The organism is Pasteurella atlantica (assembly GCF_963693435.1).
In the GTDB taxonomy this organism is placed as follows: domain Bacteria; phylum Pseudomonadota; class Gammaproteobacteria; order Enterobacterales; family Pasteurellaceae; genus Phocoenobacter; species Phocoenobacter atlanticus.
Map to the genome: position 1 here is coordinate 1,820,396 of NZ_OY856306.1, position 17,016 is coordinate 1,837,411.

The window sequence follows — 17,016 nt, forward strand, 5'->3', positions numbered from 1 at the left end:
TTACTCCTTATGATGGGTAATATCACTAAGTAACAATTCCGTTAAATTAGCGTCTTCATAGCCTGTTCTTTCTTGATATTCATTCCATAATGTTAAATAATCTAACCCAGAATTATGAGCAACTAACCTACCCATTAAATATCCCACATAACCTCGCTTTGATGTCACCAATTGATTTTTATAGGCTTCATCTAGCCATTTATTCATTTGTTGGCTATCAACATTATGTAAATTAGCAGATACAGTAGCAATAATACGCTGTTTTTGTTTTTCCCAACTCAACTGCTTAAATACTCTTTTCTCAAATTCACCCAACTCAATTTTTGCTCGCTTTGTATTTTCAGGTAAAGCGTTGAGGGTAAATGTATGAAAAGTATTTTCCACTCTAGCACCATAAGCGTCAATAATGGCCTCACCGTCTTTAACACCAAATAATGTTGCCAATCGCTCGGGGTGATTGGATAATTGCTGTATGTAGGACGAAAATACCGCAGGGTCATAATAACGAAAATAATACCATTTATTTTCTCCCTCATCATTTTTACTCTGTAAATGCGTAAATTTTCGCATATGGCTGTAAACCGTATCAAAATCGTGATAACTGCGAATAAAAACATTCGGATTTAAATCCCATAAACCAAATATTTCACTTTCGTGACGGCTAAATAGTTTTTTGATAAAGTCTCGGCTTCCATTACAACCCGGTTCTATTTGAACAAAGTAAGGTGAGGCTTCTTCCACTTTTTCATAAGTCTCACCTGTATATAAACAACGAGTCGGCATATCATCAATAAACAGCGTGGGAAAGAAAAATGACTTCACACCCTCTATCACTAAATAATAATTAGGGTATTGAGTATTTTCATCAAAATGAGGTTTAATTGATTTTTCTTCATCGGCATAATCTTCATACCAATCCATCAATTGGAAAAAACTGTCTTTTAAAGCTGGTGGAATAATATTGGGGAAATGTGTTCCCCACTGTTCAGGCAAAACATTCACCGTGTCTGATTGAGTAATAAGATAAGATTGAGAGGTAATAGATTCAACGGCTGATAATTCCTCTTGATAAACAAAAATAAAAGGGTTATCTATTGATAGATTTTTTACAAACTGAGTAATATTTTCATCTATACTATATCGTTGTATCCAAATTCGTAATGGAAGTGGTGCTAACTTGTGCGTTTCATTCACCTTTAATGATGAACAATACTCTTTTACTCGAGCATTAAACTCTTCACGATTAATAGCATAACCTAAAGCGAAACCTTGTTGGTTTGTAGAAAGACAGTAATGTCCTATCCAAATTTCTGGTGTGTTTGTTAGGGTGTTCATAATTGCTTCCTGTAACAGTGGTCAGTCAGATATATTGGCATTATTTTTGTCTTTTACATTATAATTGTCAATTAATTTCAGTAAACTTTTACCTATTGATTTTAAAAAATTAATAATTATTATGTAAATACCATCTTGCTCCCCAAACCATCACATACATTTATATTCGTCAAGGTATGTCTTGAGACTACTTTTTTCTTAATAATATCTAAGTTAATTAAAGTATGGGCTTATCCTGATAATATATAAGACTTATACATAACAAGCGGTAACTTGTTATTATAATTTTACTTAAGGCAAGCAATTATACTCCAATAATCCTGCCATAAAATAAATTCCTTAAAATTGTTGTTTAGTATAAATTCGACTATTTATTTGCATATAGGGTTTAAATTTATACATATTGCTGATGTTTTTTATTTGCTCAAATGCTTGCTGTGGTTCAAGTCCTTTTTCTTTATATAAATAATAAAGTAGAAAAATGATGGTTCGAGATAACCCAAACTTACAATGGATAAATAGTTTTTTATTTTGGTTTTCTTGAATATATTGATAAATTTCATCTAACTTTTGTGGATCTTGAATGGTCATATCCATTAAATCAACAGTAAAATTTGTTTTGTAATAAGTATTAAACTTTAAATCACTTGCAAGATTTATAAAAATATCGACTCCCCTATTTTTTAGTTCGTTATATTCTGTTTTACTCGGCATTCGTCCAAAATATATATTTTCATCTAGTTGGTTATATAAAGGTAATTTATTTTTAAAATAAACCCAAGATAAATGATTTGCGAAAAAATAAGGAAGCAAAATAGGGTAAAACACTTTTTTACTCATTATTTCACTTGTATTAAAACAATATGCCAAACTTAAAACTAACATACTGACAAATAAATAGATAAACAAAAATGACCATATATTTGATAAATAAAAAGCGATAAGTACAAAAATAAGGGCGAGTATAAGGTAATATATCCCCATTTTTAAACTTCTCGGAGTGGTGAATTTTTGAGTAAAGTAGGTTTGTTTAGAATAAGGTATTAAAAATATCGTAACCAGTGCTAAAGCTGCCCCTGTCGGTATATCCATAAAATGATGTTGATACACAAATAGTGTCGACAAACATATCAAACAAATCCATATCAGCATAACCATCTTGATAAAATTGCTTTTTATCGTTTGTCTAAAAGAATCAAATAAAACAATAGCTAAACTAATATGTAAAGACGGCATCTGATTATAGGATAAGTCAGCCTGTAAAATATCAAATAAAAACTTAAATGATACATCTTGCGGTTTTTCAAAAGAGAAACTAAAAGGAAGAAAGACAAAAAATAGTACCGAAACTAAAATTAACATCGTAATTCTAGTGGTCAGCACCCTTAACTTAAATCTACTTTGAGGGAGTAGTAAAGCAAGGGCGAAGAGCAAATCACTCGACATATAAGGAAAAATAAAAATATCAATAAAAGGTATTTTTCTTTCCCATTCAAACGCCAAACTCTGATGTGGTGCGGTAATATGAGCTAATTGATTTGCACTTCCATATAATAAAAAGAAAAAAATGCCCAAATATATAAGCCAGACCGTTCTTTCTTTTAAGGTTGCTGAGGCTGTTAATCTATGGTCAAACGCATACATTATACTTTTTTCGCCCTTGTAACCGTAAAGATACCGTCATTATCAATTAACATCTCTTGTACTTCAAAACCTGCATTTTCGAAAAGTTTATTTATTTCATATTCACTTCTTAATCGCATCGTCCATTTTTGTTTTTGATGATTCATCAACACATTTGAGATTTCAGATAGTTGTGGATGATAAGGCTGATTTGTGAAGATCAACGTATCCCCTTTTTGTAAAATAGCACTGACGCCGTCTATTGCATTTTGGATCGTGTCATTTTCATTAAATAACTCAAAAACACCTGAAATTACAACAATATTGGGTTTAAATTCCATATTTTCATAACTTTTTTTATCAAAAGCGTCAGCTTGCTCATAAGAGATATTTGTTAGATTATATTCTTTAACGTACTCTCTGCCTTTTTCTATATTTTGCGCTTGATAATCTCTTACTAAAATATCTACATCTTCATATTTTTTAGCCATTTGGATTAAGTATTTAGCAGGACCACCTGCTATATCCAAGATATTTACTTTTACATTTTCTTGTTTAAGATTTTCAATAGCATATTCAAGCATATTTTCTAAATTTACTTTTCTTTGTCGAATCCCTCTCCAGCCAATAGCACTCAGGTATGTTTTATCCATAAACTTACCAAAAAAGTTTGTTCCATTTGCTTTATTTTGATAGATATAATCTAGGGTAACACCTGAATCAAAACCATATTTTTTACCAATAGTAATACCATTACTCAAATGCCCGAACTGGTTGATAAAAAAGCGTTGAATAGCAAATCTAACTTTATCCAGAATACATAAGCTTCCGTAGGCAACCTTATTTTTTTCTATTTCTCTTATATCTATCAGTTTTTCAAGATAATTTATCTCTTCTGTTAAAGAGAAAGATTGCTCCATAAAATCACTGATTTCTTTGAGTGCAATATCTCTTTCGGTTTCATATAAAACGCCGTGATAAAAATTATCTAATCGCACAAACTTCTTACATTTAGAAGATAAATTTGCATAAAAATCCCCTTGCATAGCATTTGAAACCACATAATCTTTTTCAGCACTTAACACCAATGTTGGTACTGTGATCATACTGGCATCTTTAACAACTCGTTCTGCGGTATTAAGTAAAGTCACTAATTGACTTGCAGGAATATCTGGACTGATTAGAGGATCATTATCATATTTTTGTTGTTCTTTTATATCGTGAGTTAACACTTTTGATTTCACATAGGATTTTATATGTAATTTAGGTTTTACTTTTAACGCTAAAGCTAACCCTTGTTTTGCAAAAGGTACATAAAGTTTTATTTTAAAGGCAGGTGCCACTAAAGCAACGCCCGCAATATTTAATCCATAATCGTGTAACCACGTGGAAGTCACCACACCTGAGACTGAATTTGCGATAATAAATATATCCTTAAGCTCTACCTTTGCATCCTCTTTTACGAATTTAATAAATAAATCTAAATCTCTCACTAGATCCATAAACTCATAGCAAGGCTCACCTTTTTCTGCACCGTGTCCTCTATAATCATAAGAATATTTTTTATAAGCACTAAAACTCTCATAATTTGCGATTTCATCTAATCGTTGAGAATGTTCGTGGCCTCGATGAAGAATAATGATAACTTTTTGATTATAATCACCTGTATTCTCCCACTTCCTTGCCAGTAATTCTCTATTGTTATATCCATAAAAATTCATTGTTGTTGACATAGTTGTCTCCTCATTTACATATTTTTACTTCTATTGTAAATAGTTAAAAGTAAAAGAATTATTGAAATACTTAATAATATATTGGCAATATAAAAAGCATCAAAAAAAGCAATTAAAACAGAGAGTAAACCTAACAAAAATGCTCTATCACTCTTGCCCATAGGTCCATTGTATCTTCTTTCCCCAATAATCGCCCAAGATAAAACGCCACTAAATTCACTTAAAATAGCTAATACGACAAAAATTACCACGAATACAGGATCTAAAATATAAACAAAAGGTAAGTAAAGAAAGCTATCAGAGATAACATCACCCAATTCATTAAGTACTGCCCCAAACTTTGTTTTTTGATTAAACTCTTTCGCCAGTAACCCATCAATCGCATTTAATGCCATACGAACAAAAAGAATAACAGGAATAAGTAATAACAATTTTGTATTATCCACCGAAGCTAAAACACAAAGACCACCCAATGCAGATAGCAAAATAGCCATTATTGTTACTTGATTTGGAGAAATGCCCTTTTTATGCAAAATATTTACTAAAGGCATAAGAAGTTGTTGGAACTTCGGTTTTAAATCGTAAATTGTCATTGGTCTTTGATCCTATTTTTCTATTTTAGTGGCATTCTTTTTATCAACAGTCGTACTCCAAACTCTATATTTTACGCCATATCCTTTTGGAGAATAAACAACAAGCGGTAACTTACTGTTATAATTTTGCAAAAATCCTTGTGAAAGTACTTCGCCTTTTTTCGCTTTACTTTCAGGACAAGCCATCATTGTGCTTCTGATATTACCGTCTGTTTGCACTTGATAATAAGAATAACCCCATCCTTTAACATCTTTTTTCACAAAAGTGGCTGGTAACGAATGATAATTACAATCTAACACCATTTCTTTGGCTAAAAAGAGTTCCACTTTATAATTTTCTTCATTCTTTAATGGTTCAAGAGTTAGGGTATGTTGAATTTGATTTTTCTCTGCTTTAGGATACATACTAATATCTAAATTAGGTTGAGAAACACCGCAACCACTGATGCCTAAAACGATAAATGCCATTATTTTTTTCATTATATTCTCCGTTAATAATTATTTCATTACATTGCTTTGACTAATGTTTTTATTAATGCAATGCGTTCACAATGTAGTTCTGTTAACACATTCCAAATACTATCCTCATCTAGCATTGCATAATCTCGCTCAAAGCTATTTTGATTATCAAAATCTTGCATATATTGTGAGTTATAATATTTGTCTAGTTTTTTACAATTTAATTCAATTTTTTTAATCTCTTTATGGATATTTTGTAATCGTTTTAAATCTTCTTCACATTGAAACAGTAATTGTTCTATCTCTTCTAGTTTGTTCATAAATCCTCCGTTTGTCTACAAAAACAATCTGTTTGATGATCATTTACCATTCCAACTGCCTGCATAAAAGCATAAATAATAGTTGAACCAACAAAACTCATTCCTCGTTTTTTTAGATCTTTGGATATTTTATCAGAAAGTGGTGTCATTGCAGGGGTTTGAGCATAATCTTGTATATGATTTTTAATTGGTTTATTTTTAACAAAAGCCCAAATATAATTAGAAAAACTGCCAAACTCTTGTTGGATATCTAAAAAAATTTTCGCATTTTTAACTACTGAATTGATTTTGAGTTTATTTCTTACAATACCTGAATTTTGCAAAAGTTCTGCAATTTTCTTTTCATCATATTTTGCGATTTTTTGAGGATTGAAATGATCAAAAGCGATCCGATAATTTTCTCTTTTATTTAAAATAGTATTCCAAGATAATCCTGCTTGAGCCCCTTCTAATATTAACATTTCAAATAACTTGCGATCATCAAATTCAGGCTTACCCCATTCTGTATCGTGATACTGGACTGATAATGAATTATCTAAGTTCACCCAAGAACATCGTCTTTTAGTTTTCATTATTAAATAATCCTCGCTCTTGTTCTAACTTTAACAAACGCTTTTTAACGGGCAAACCACCACCATAGCCCCCTAAATTTCCATTGGACTCAATTACTCGATGGCAAGGTACAATCAATGCAATCGCATTAGCTCCGTTTGCTGAAGCTACTGCTCTCACAGCTTTAGGATGATTAATTTTTGTCGCAACATCTAAATATGAAACCATTTTCCCATAAGGGATAGTCATTAAAGCATTCCAAACTTGCTTTTGAAAGTCGGTTCCTAAAAATAATAATGGAACATCAAATGCGGTTCTTTGCCCTTGTAAATATTCATCAATTTGTTTTTTTGTTTGAGAAATAACATCATTTTCCTGCTCGACAAAATCAGCATTAAGGTATTTTTTTATTCTATTGTCAACAGTCTGTCTCATTTTGCGATAACAAAAATCTAAAATACAAATTTTATCCTCAAAAGAACCAATAATCAGTTCACCTATTTTAGTTTTATGGTATGAAATATTAACTGTATTTTTCATCTAATTTCCTTCTAAGTTAGTTTCTAAGCTTTATTATCTGAAGTAATATTCCCTTTTTCAGATAATAAAATTGCCACTTTTTGTGTTGATTTAAATTGAGATAAAATAATAATCATAATAACGGTAATTGGCACACTTAATAACATTCCAACCACTCCCCATAATTTTCCCCAAATAGCTAATGCAATAATAGTGACTAACGGACTAATATTTAAACTTTTTCCCATCAATTTTGGTTCAATTAAATTACCGACAATTTGTTGAATGGCTCCAATAGATAATAAAATAGCAATAAAAGGAATAAAGCTACCAAATTGTAATAGGCTAAATACTGCAGGAAAAACCGTTGCAATCAGTGAGCCAATGGTTGGAATATAATTCAGTAAGAAAATTAAAAATGCCCAAAATATTGGAGAATCTACCCCAATAATAGATAAAACAATAAAACCTAAAAATCCTGTTAATAAGCTCATTAATGTTTTTACTCGAAAATAACTTGAAAGAGATAATTCAATTTTAAGCAATGTATCAATAAACTTCGCTCTCCCCTCTTCCTCTGGAAATAACGCACTGATTTTTAACTTAAAACTATCGGTTTCTAAAAAGATAAAGAGTAAATAAATCAGTATCATCATAGAGTTAGATAAAATACTGGATAAACTTGTAGCTAACTGGGCTAAGATATTTTTAATATCTAATGAACTCAGCATAGCACTAATTTCAGCTTGTAAATCAATATGAAATAATGTCTCAATTTTCACTGCAATAGCGGTCACATTCTTTTCATAATTTGCAAAAGAGGCTAACAAATTGGATAAATTACCTATTACAGCCTCAAGTACTAAGTACACGATAAATAAAAGTAAGGTTAACACCGCAATGGATTGTAATTTTTCAGGAACAAAACGACTAAACAGGGGTAACTTATTGGCTGTTTTTTTCAACTGCATTGTGGCAAACCATAGAAGGGAGGCAATAATGAATTGCACTAACATACTTTGACCATAAATTAACGTTAATATTGTGCCGATTGCGACAATAAAAAAATAGGCAATATTTCTCATACTAAAAACCTTTGTCAGTTTGTTTGATGGTTATTATATAGCATTTATAGAGTAAAATGGTAAAGTATTAAATTTGCAAATTTTAAAGAAGATGTTACCGCTATAACAGGGTAACCGTAAACTTTTAGCTATTGATTTAAAAATTAAATGCCCCCACCCTAGCCCTCCTCCGCAAGCGGAGGAGGGAATTTGGGTTGTACACATAATTCCTCCCTCCGCTTGCGGGGGGAGGCTAGGAGGGGGGGGAAATTTCAAATACGACCTTGACCTAACGACTATAAAAATTAAACAACCTTAAATCAAATATTTCTTACTCTAATAGACAAATTTAGTTATAATTCCTCTTACTTTTTAGAGCCATTTATTTCAAAAATAGAGAACAAAAATAATGTTAAAACAAAATATCGTGAAATTTTCTTTACTATATAAATACAATTTCTTTTTAACTACCCTGATATTTCTTAGCTTTCTTATTTTTAATAGCCACTACACCACTCTTTCCCTTACATTAAGTATTTTAGGGGCAATTTCTAGTGCTACTATTTTATATGCGTTGTTATACCTTGCTCTTTTTCTTTTTCAATTTTTAGGGAAAAAAGGGCTCTATTTTATTGCGTTATGCTTTTTAATTGTTGATATTGCATTAGTTACTGACTTCTTTATTTATCGTTTATATCATTTTCATATTAATGCAATGGTATTGAATATTTTAACCAGTCCGAAGGCATTTGATTCTATTCAATTGGGAATGATGCCTATTATCTTTTCTATATTGTGTGTAGGAATAGGCATTCTATTTGAAATTTACTTAGTCAATAAACTATCAAATAATACTCAATCACTAGAAAAATTGCGCACCAAAAATAAAAAAATTAATAAATTTATTTTATTACCATTGCTATTAATTATTCTTACTGAAAAAATTTCTTATGGTTTTGCTTCACTTTCATCAAAAAATGAATTGATACAGCCATTTAAAGCCATTCCGCTATATCAACCTTTAACATTTAAATCTTTTGCTCATCGCTATTTAGGATTTAAAGTAGTAAAACAAGCGGAGAATTATATATCTCAAACAACAAGTTTGAATTATCCAAAATCACCGCTAATTTCTACAGACAAATTAAATAAAGTGAATATCTTTATTATTGCGAGTGATTCAATTAATTCTCAATATATTACCCCAGAAATTACACCAAATATCGTTAAATTCCAGCAAGATTCATTGGTTTATAATCAACATTTTTCAGGTGGGAACTCTACTAGATTTGGTATTTTTTCTTTACTTTATGGTTTGAACTCCAACTATTGGTTTTCTTTTTATCCAGCAAGAAAAGGTACCGTTCTATTCGACTATTTAAAATCACAAAATTACAACATTAATATTGTTTCAAGTACCAACACTTCCTGGCCAGAATTTTTAAAAACGGCTTATGTTAATATTCAACAAAGTGTTTATGATAAATTTGATGGTGAACCTTGGGAAAAAGATCAACAAAGTTCAACTAAACTACTTGAATTGATTGATAAAATTGACCCGAAACAACCACAATTTGCATTTTTATTTATGGATGCACCACACGGAAATTCTTTTCCTGAAGAAAGTCATAAATTCCCAACAAAAGGGGAAATCAATTATTTAACATTAAATAAAGATAGTAAAGATTTACCTTTTGTTATAAATGGCTATAAAAACTCTATTTACTATAATGATATGCTCTTTGCAAAGATTGTTGATAAACTGAAAGAAAAAGGGCTATATGATAATTCAATTATCATATACACCAGTGATCACGGACAAGAATTTTTTAGCCACGGAAATTTTGGACATAACTCCAGTTTCTCTACCGCACAAACACAGGTTCCTTTTATTGTAAAGATGCCAACGAAAGAGCATAAAGAAATTAATAAACTCACTTCTCACTTAGATGTTGTCCCAACATTATTAAGTTATATTGGCGTAAAAAATGATCCGAAAGATTATTCAAATGGCTATGATTTATTTGCTAACGATTTTCATCGAAACAGTGTGTTTATTTCTAATTGGAATAATAATGCTATTTTAACAAAATCATATACTTATGTTTTTTCAAACTTACCAAATAAAATGTTTCAAAATGAAGTTCGTCAAAATAGTGATTATAGTTTAGTTGAGGATCACGAAGTTGATCATAAAGAATTGATGAAAACTATCGAGCAAAATGCTTGGTTTCATCAATAACCTATTAATTAGTAAACAGAAATATATAAGGGATATTTCCCTCCAAAATATCCCTTATATATCGATAAATTATATTGATTAATATCTAGTAATGTTATAGCCAAAATCAAAAGATAACTGTCCTATTCATTACTATTACTTCCTTTACACTTCTCAATATTTTTTTTCATTTGAATATTCAACAACTCCACAATGACAGAAAATCCCATTGCAGTATAAACCGCTATTTTAGGGATATGAGTTTCAAATCCTTCACCGATCAGAGCCAATCCAATTAAGATTAAGAAGGCTAAAGCTAAGTTTTTAATGGTTGGATGACGATCAACAAAATCACCAATGCTATTTGCCGCTAACATCATTATTCCCACCGCAATCATTATTGCTAACACCATTACAGGAATATCGTTTGCCATTCCGATTGCAGTAATGACGGAGTCAAGAGAGAATACAATATCAATAATCGCAATTTGAATAAGGGTCATTATATAATTAGCTTTTCTAGCCTTATAGGAAACATTACTATGAATTTTACCACTCACTGCCTCTTTCAATTCACTCCCACTTTTTATAATTAAGAAAAATCCACCTAAAATTAAAATGAGATCTCGCCCTGAAATATCTATATTTAAAAATGAGAATAAAGGATCAACTAAACGAGCCATCCAAGCTAGTGAAAGCAATAATAAGATTCGGGTAATCATCGCTAATCCCAAACCTAAAATACGAGCTGATCGATGCTGGTGTTGAGGTAATCTTGATACCAAAATGGTAATAACGATAATATTATCAATGCCTAATACTATTTCTAACGCTGAAAGTGTTAATAATGCAATCCACGCTTCTGGATTAGCAATCCATTCAAACATATCTATTCCTTTTAATTAAAAAATTGGTGTAAAATTTTTGAGGTAAATTCTTTTCGTAAATAAAAACCTAAGGGTAGGGATTGTACCTGTTCTCCCCTTTGATTAAAAGCATTTGCGAGAGAACGACTGTTTTTTCCTTTTGGACGTAATTGTAATACTTCCCCTATTTTTGCATTTATTTCATTTAATCGTCCTAATACGATTAATTCCATTAGTTCTTCCCAATCTTGTTTCAGTTGTTTTTCTTGTTCTGGCGTGGGTGACCATAGAATAGGTTGTCCAATACGACGTTGTGATAATGGTATTTGTCGCTCCCCTTCAATTGGGATCCACAATACACGTTGTAATTTATGACAAACGTGGGAACTTTGCCAAGTAATACCACTATTATGTGTTAAAGGAGCAAGACTTACAAATGTTGTTTCTAAGGGATGCCCTTGAGTATTCACGGGAATAGTTTTTAATTCAATCCCTAAATGTGCAAAATCTTGTTCAGCCTTACTGCCCGCTTTTGCTCCTAATGCTGTTTCAATTAACATTCCAACCCAACCTTTATCACGTCGTAAATCAGGAGGAACAATTATATTTAAAAATTCAGCCACTTCACCCAAGCTGAAGCCTGATAACCATTGTGCTTTCGCTAAAAGTTCTTCTTCTGTTTTAGAAAATTTTGTTAAGTTCATAATTTATTTTGATCTGTAATATAGGGAATAGCCAATAACTAATTAAATAGAATTCTACTAAAATTCCTCTATTTATGGTATCTTTATACATAACTTTATCTTACAACAAGCGGTAAGATTTTATTTAAAATTTACAAATTTGAGAAACATAATGTCAAAACACCTTACAGAACAACAATTTAAAGATCTTTCTATTCATCAAGATGTCCTCACAGCACTTGATAATAAAGGTTTCGATTTCTGCACGCCAATTCAAGCACAAACACTTCCTCACACTCTTTTAGGTAAGGATATTGCAGGGCAAGCTCAAACAGGCACAGGTAAAACTATTGCTTTTTTAGTTGCTACTTTTCATCATTTATTAAACAATAATGTTGAAACAAAACCTAATCAACCTAGAGCATTAATTTTAGCTCCAACTCGTGAACTTGCTGTTCAAATTGGTGCTGATGCAGAAATTTTTGTACAAAATTGTAATTTAAACGTTGCTCTTGCTTATGGGGGTGATGGTTATGATAAACAGTTAAAAGCCATTGAAAGTGGTGTTGATATTTTAGTAGGAACAACAGGACGTGTCATTGATTATGTAAAACAAGGCATAATTAATTTGGAGCAAATTCAAGTGGTCGTGCTGGATGAAGCAGATCGTATGTTTGATTTAGGTTTTATTAAAGATATTCGCTATTTAATGCGTCAATGTCCTGCTCCATCAAACCGTTTAACAATGCTATTTTCTGCCACTCTTTCAGAGCGTGTACGAGAACTCGCTTATGAAGATATGAATGAAGCAACCTATATTGAGATTGAACCTTTACAACGCACAGGACATCGTATTAAAGAAGAACTTTTCTATCCTTCTAATAAAGATAAAATGGCACTGCTTTTAACTTTAATGGAAGAAGAATGGCCAGACCGTTGTATTGTTTTTGCAAATACAAAACAAAAGTGTGAAGATGTATGGCGTTTCCTAAAAGCAGATAAACATCGAGTAGGTATCTTAACTGGCGATATTGCTCAGAAAAAACGTTTAGCATTGCTAGAAAGCTTTACCAAAGGTGATTTAGATATTTTAGTTGCAACAGATGTTGCCGCTCGTGGTTTACATATTCCACAAGTTACACACGTCTTTAACTATGATTTACCTGATGATTGTGAAGATTATGTACACCGTATTGGACGAACAGGTCGTGCGGGTGAAAGTGGGCATTCAATCAGTTTTGCCTGTGAGCGTTATGCCACTAATTTAACGGCAATTGAAGAGTATATTGGGCATCAAATTCCAGTCAGTCAATATGACCCTGAAGCGTTATTGCCTTTACCAAAACGTCCAAGAACTCAACGTTACAATAATAAAAATCGTAGAAGATAATTTATTCTCATTTTTTAAAATGTCCTAAATGTTTTAGGGCATTGCACACGACGAATAAATATTTTTTATTTTAATTGTCTGATCATTCGCTAGAAAAACAAAACCCCACAAAAATGTGGGGTTTATCATATAAAACTAAATTATTTCTTTCCGCCTAACACAGCAAAACGTTTGTTAAAGCGTTCTACTCGACCACCAGTATCAACAACACGTTGTTTACCAGTATAGAATGGGTGACATTTACCACACACATCTAAGTTTAAGTCTTTGCCCGCAGTTGAACGAACTTTAATAACATTACCACAAGAACAGTTTGCAGTAATTTCTTCATAATTAGGATGAATACCTTGTTTCATTATAGAAAACCTCTGTTGAGACCGTATCGCCATTGAGCCATACAAATATATTTGTACCTCAACACCATACGTATTAAAAAACACTGAGAATATCTCAGCACCAAAGAAGTCGGAATTTTACCGAAAATAGTGCTAGATAACAAGTTATTTATTCACTCAAAAAAAATGTTTTATTATTATCAAAAGAGACTCCAAAGTGATTTATTTTGATTATTTGTGATTTTATAATCATTGATGAATAATTGATGTGATTTAGATCACACTTTATTTGAATATAATGATAAATTTATTATCAAAAATAGTGTAAAATTACACTATTATACGTTAAATTCTAATGGTTAATTCAAATTATCAAAAAGGAGTAATAAATATGACTGATCGTAAACAACTAGCAAACGCAATTCGAGTGCTAAGTATGGATGCCGTTCAAAAGGCAAATTCAGGTCACCCTGGAGCACCAATGGGAATGGCGGATATTGCAGAAGTATTATGGCGTAAATTTTTATCTCATAATCCAACTAACCCTAAATGGGCAAACCGTGACCGTTTCGTTCTTTCTAACGGACACGGTTCAATGCTTATTTATAGCTTATTACATTTAAGTGGCTATGATCTTTCAATCGAAGACTTAAAACAATTCCGTCAATTACACTCAAAAACGCCAGGTCATCCAGAATATGGTTATGCACCAGGTGTTGAAACCACAACAGGTCCATTAGGTCAAGGTATCACTAATGCTGTGGGTATGGCGATTGCTGAAAAAACCTTAGCAGGTCAATTCAACCGTGAAGGTCACGATATCGTTGATCACTATACTTACACTTTCTTAGGTGATGGCTGTTTAATGGAAGGTATTTCACACGAAGCCTGTTCATTAGCGGGAACATTAGGTTTAGGTAAACTGATCGCATTCTATGATGATAACAACATCTCTATTGATGGTCACGTTGATGGTTGGTTCTCTGATGATACTGCACAACGCTTTGAGGCTTATGGCTGGCAAGTTATTCGTAATGTTGATGGACACGATTCAGAACAAATTCAATTTGCAATTGAAAATGCAAAAGAAGAAAAAGATCGCCCAACCTTAATTATTTGTAAAACCATTATCGGTTATGGTTCACCAAATAAATCAAACTCTCACGACTGTCACGGTGCACCATTAGGCGATGCTGAAATTCAAGCAACACGTGAATTTTTAAACTGGGAGCATAAACCTTTTGAAATCCCTGCTGATATTTACGCACAATGGGATGCAAAAGCAAAAGGCGAAATGGCAGAAAAAGAATGGAATGCAAAATTTGCAGCTTATGAAGCGGCATACCCTGAATTAGCAAAAGAATTCAAACGTCGTGTGAATGGCGATTTACCAGAAAACTGGGCAAAAGATTCACAAGCATTTATTGAACAATTACAAGCTAACCCTGCAAGTATTGCAAGCCGTAAAGCATCTCAAAATGCAATAGAAGCTTATGCTCATATCTTACCTGAATTCTTAGGTGGTTCAGCAGACTTAGCAAGCTCAAACTTAACATTATGGTCTGGTTCAAAACCAATTCGTGCGGATAAAAATATTGATGGTAACTACATCAACTACGGAGTACGTGAATTTGGTATGTCAGCAATGATGAACGGTATCGCATTACACGGCGGTTTCATTCCTTACGGTGCAACCTTCTTAATGTTTATGGAATATGCCCATAATGCAATCCGTATGGCTGCATTAATGAAACAGCGTGCATTATTCGTTTATACCCACGATTCTATCGGTTTAGGGGAAGACGGTCCAACCCACCAACCTGTTGAACAAACGACTGCATTACGTTTAATTCCAAACTTAGACACGTGGCGTCCTTGTGACCAAGTTGAATCAGCGGTTGCTTGGAAATGTGCAGTTGAACGTAAAGATGGTCCAAGTGCATTGATCTTTACTCGTCAAAACTTAGAGCAAATGGATCGTAATGCTCAACAATTAGCAGATGTTTCTCGTGGTGGTTATGTATTAAAAGACTGTGAAGGCACACCTGAATTAATCTTAATCGCAACAGGTTCAGAAGTTGAATTAGCGGTGAAAGCAGCAGAACAATTAACAGCGGAAGGTAAAAAAGCACGTGTGGTTTCAATGCCTTGTACTAACATCTTTGATCGTCAAGATGAAGAATACCGTGAAAGTGTATTACCAAGCTCAGTAACCAAACGTGTTGCGATTGAAGCGGGTATTGCAGATTTCTGGTACAAATATGTTGGCTTCGGTGGACGTATTGTTGGAATGAACAGCTTTGGTGAATCTGCACCAGCAGGCGAATTATTTAAACTATTCGGTTTCACTGTTGAAAATGTAGTAGCAAAAGCAAAAGAGATTTTGTGATTTTTTACTAAATAGCGACATAGAAAAAAGAGAGTAATTAAATTACTCTCTTTTTATTATCTTTAAATAAAACTAAATTATTAATTAACGTTTAACAATTTCAACGCTTACACGACGGTTAGGCGCTAAACATTTAACTAAACGTGCTTTTGTTGTTTTAGCACATTGCTTAACTGGTTGAGTTTCACCCATACCTGAAGTTGTGATATTAGATGATCTTACACCTTTCATTACTAAATAACGACCAACACTTCTTGCGCGTTTTTCAGATAATTTTTGATTGTATGAATCACTACCAATATAATCTGTATGACCAATTAAATGTACTTGAGCTTTATTACCTAAACTTGTAATGTGTGCTGCTAATTTATCTAATTTTTGCTTACCTGCAAGTTTAATATCTTTTACTCCACCACGATTGAATGGGAATAATGCATCTGCAGCTAAATCAAATTTCTCTGTTAAACAATCTTTTGGTAACCAATAAAAGTTTTGAGCCACCATATTGCTATCAAACAATACTTTATACTGACAGATTTTTATACTACGATCTACTTGACGGAATTTCAGAATATAATCCCACTCTCTTGCTCCGTGAGTTTCAGAGAAATGAGGACGATCAATTAGATAGTACAAATCTTTTTTTGTCACTCCAGGACCAATACGATCTAAATTTCCTAAATTAGGAAAGATACCTTCACGTTGTGTAGCTTCATCAAGTTCTGGCCAAACAAGATCATCAATATTAGAATTTTCTAATACAGCATTATCATTAAATTTATTTAATGTATTTGTACATGCCATTAAAGATAGCACACCTACGGTTAAACCCGCATATTTTAGTAGTTTCATTTTTTAAACCTCTTATTAAAAATCGATTACATTATAGCTAACTAGTACATTTAGTCAACTAACAATTATTAAAAGTTGAGCT

At 32.2% G+C, this 17,016-nt stretch carries 16 protein-coding genes; 3 read left to right on the forward strand and 13 right to left on the reverse strand.

Going from position 1 to position 17,016, the window contains the following annotated elements:
• The 9 genes from U9966_RS08475 to U9966_RS08515 all read right to left on the reverse strand — a co-directional run bounded on the left by U9966_RS08475 (window position 1) and on the right by U9966_RS08515 (window position 8,219).
• On the reverse strand, window positions 1-1,335 hold the full coding sequence (locus tag U9966_RS08475) for a DUF4123 domain-containing protein (protein ID WP_306346602.1): 1,335 nt from the start codon (window positions 1,333-1,335) through the stop codon (window positions 1-3).
• Window positions 1,336-1,674: 339 nt separating this feature from the next.
• Window positions 1,675-2,979 (reverse strand): dual specificity protein phosphatase family protein, encoded by a 1,305-nt coding sequence (locus tag U9966_RS08480; protein WP_306347894.1) that lies wholly within the window; start codon window positions 2,977-2,979, stop codon window positions 1,675-1,677.
• On the reverse strand, window positions 2,979-4,691 hold the full coding sequence (locus U9966_RS08485) for a bifunctional alpha/beta hydrolase/class I SAM-dependent methyltransferase (RefSeq protein WP_306346599.1): 1,713 nt from the start codon (window positions 4,689-4,691) through the stop codon (window positions 2,979-2,981). Before U9966_RS08485 ends, U9966_RS08480 begins: the two co-directional genes overlap by 1 nt.
• Before the next feature lie 14 nt (window positions 4,692-4,705).
• Window positions 4,706-5,284 carry a CDP-alcohol phosphatidyltransferase family protein gene (locus tag U9966_RS08490; RefSeq protein ID WP_090920884.1) on the reverse strand — a complete coding sequence of 193 codons (579 nt, stop codon included), beginning with the start codon at window positions 5,282-5,284 and terminating at the stop codon, window positions 4,706-4,708.
• Window positions 5,285-5,296: 12 nt separating this feature from the next.
• Entirely contained in the window at window positions 5,297-5,764 is a 468-nt protein-coding gene (locus tag U9966_RS08495) for an ecotin family protein (protein ID WP_306346598.1), read from the reverse strand.
• 26 nt (window positions 5,765-5,790) lie between these two features.
• Entirely contained in the window at window positions 5,791-6,063 is a 273-nt protein-coding gene (locus U9966_RS08500; RefSeq protein ID WP_306346597.1) for a DUF4298 domain-containing protein, read from the reverse strand.
• Window positions 6,060-6,635 carry a DNA-3-methyladenine glycosylase I gene (locus U9966_RS08505; protein WP_306346596.1) on the reverse strand — a complete coding sequence of 192 codons (576 nt, stop codon included), beginning with the start codon at window positions 6,633-6,635 and terminating at the stop codon, window positions 6,060-6,062. Before U9966_RS08505 ends, U9966_RS08500 begins: the two co-directional genes overlap by 4 nt.
• Window positions 6,625-7,155, reverse strand: a complete 531-nt coding sequence (locus U9966_RS08510) for a methylated-DNA--[protein]-cysteine S-methyltransferase (RefSeq protein ID WP_211598418.1) — start codon at window positions 7,153-7,155, stop codon at window positions 6,625-6,627. Before U9966_RS08510 ends, U9966_RS08505 begins: the two co-directional genes overlap by 11 nt.
• Window positions 7,156-7,178: 23 nt before the next feature.
• The gene (locus tag U9966_RS08515) at window positions 7,179-8,219 is read right to left on the reverse strand and encodes an AI-2E family transporter (RefSeq protein ID WP_306346595.1); all 1,041 of its coding nucleotides are present in this window, start codon (window positions 8,217-8,219) and stop codon (window positions 7,179-7,181) included.
• Window positions 8,220-8,607: 388 nt separating this feature from the next.
• Between U9966_RS08515 and U9966_RS08520 the strand changes: the two genes are divergently transcribed.
• Window positions 8,608-10,440, forward strand: a complete 1,833-nt coding sequence (locus U9966_RS08520; protein ID WP_306346594.1) for a sulfatase-like hydrolase/transferase — start codon at window positions 8,608-8,610, stop codon at window positions 10,438-10,440.
• Window positions 10,441-10,562: 122 nt separating this feature from the next.
• On the opposite strand, the gene U9966_RS08525 is transcribed toward U9966_RS08520, so the two are convergent.
• Both U9966_RS08525 and mutH read right to left on the reverse strand, forming a co-directional pair.
• On the reverse strand, window positions 10,563-11,306 hold the full coding sequence (locus U9966_RS08525; RefSeq protein ID WP_306346593.1) for a TerC family protein: 744 nt from the start codon (window positions 11,304-11,306) through the stop codon (window positions 10,563-10,565).
• 11 nt (window positions 11,307-11,317) lie between these two features.
• Window positions 11,318-11,989 (reverse strand): DNA mismatch repair endonuclease MutH, encoded by a 672-nt coding sequence (mutH, locus tag U9966_RS08530; RefSeq protein ID WP_306346592.1) that lies wholly within the window; start codon window positions 11,987-11,989, stop codon window positions 11,318-11,320.
• A 151-nt stretch (window positions 11,990-12,140) separates the two neighbouring features.
• Here mutH and rhlB point away from each other — a divergent pair, with 151 nt between their 5' ends.
• Window positions 12,141-13,358: an ATP-dependent RNA helicase RhlB gene (gene rhlB, locus U9966_RS08535; protein ID WP_306346591.1), complete on the forward strand. Its 1,218-nt coding sequence runs from the start codon at window positions 12,141-12,143 to the stop codon at window positions 13,356-13,358.
• A 140-nt stretch (window positions 13,359-13,498) separates the two neighbouring features.
• On the opposite strand, the gene rpmE is transcribed toward rhlB, so the two are convergent.
• Window positions 13,499-13,714, reverse strand: coding sequence for a 50S ribosomal protein L31 (gene rpmE, locus U9966_RS08540; RefSeq protein WP_211598381.1), 216 nt, complete (start codon window positions 13,712-13,714; stop codon window positions 13,499-13,501).
• Window positions 13,715-14,084: 370 nt separating this feature from the next.
• Between rpmE and tkt the strand changes: the two genes are divergently transcribed.
• Entirely contained in the window at window positions 14,085-16,082 is a 1,998-nt protein-coding gene (gene tkt, locus U9966_RS08545; protein ID WP_306346590.1) for a transketolase, read from the forward strand.
• A gap of 84 nt (window positions 16,083-16,166) precedes the next feature.
• Here the strand turns inward: tkt and U9966_RS08550 are convergent, their stop codons facing one another.
• Window positions 16,167-16,934 (reverse strand): OmpA family protein, encoded by a 768-nt coding sequence (locus U9966_RS08550; protein ID WP_306346589.1) that lies wholly within the window; start codon window positions 16,932-16,934, stop codon window positions 16,167-16,169.
• Window positions 16,935-17,016: the final 82 nt, after the last annotated feature.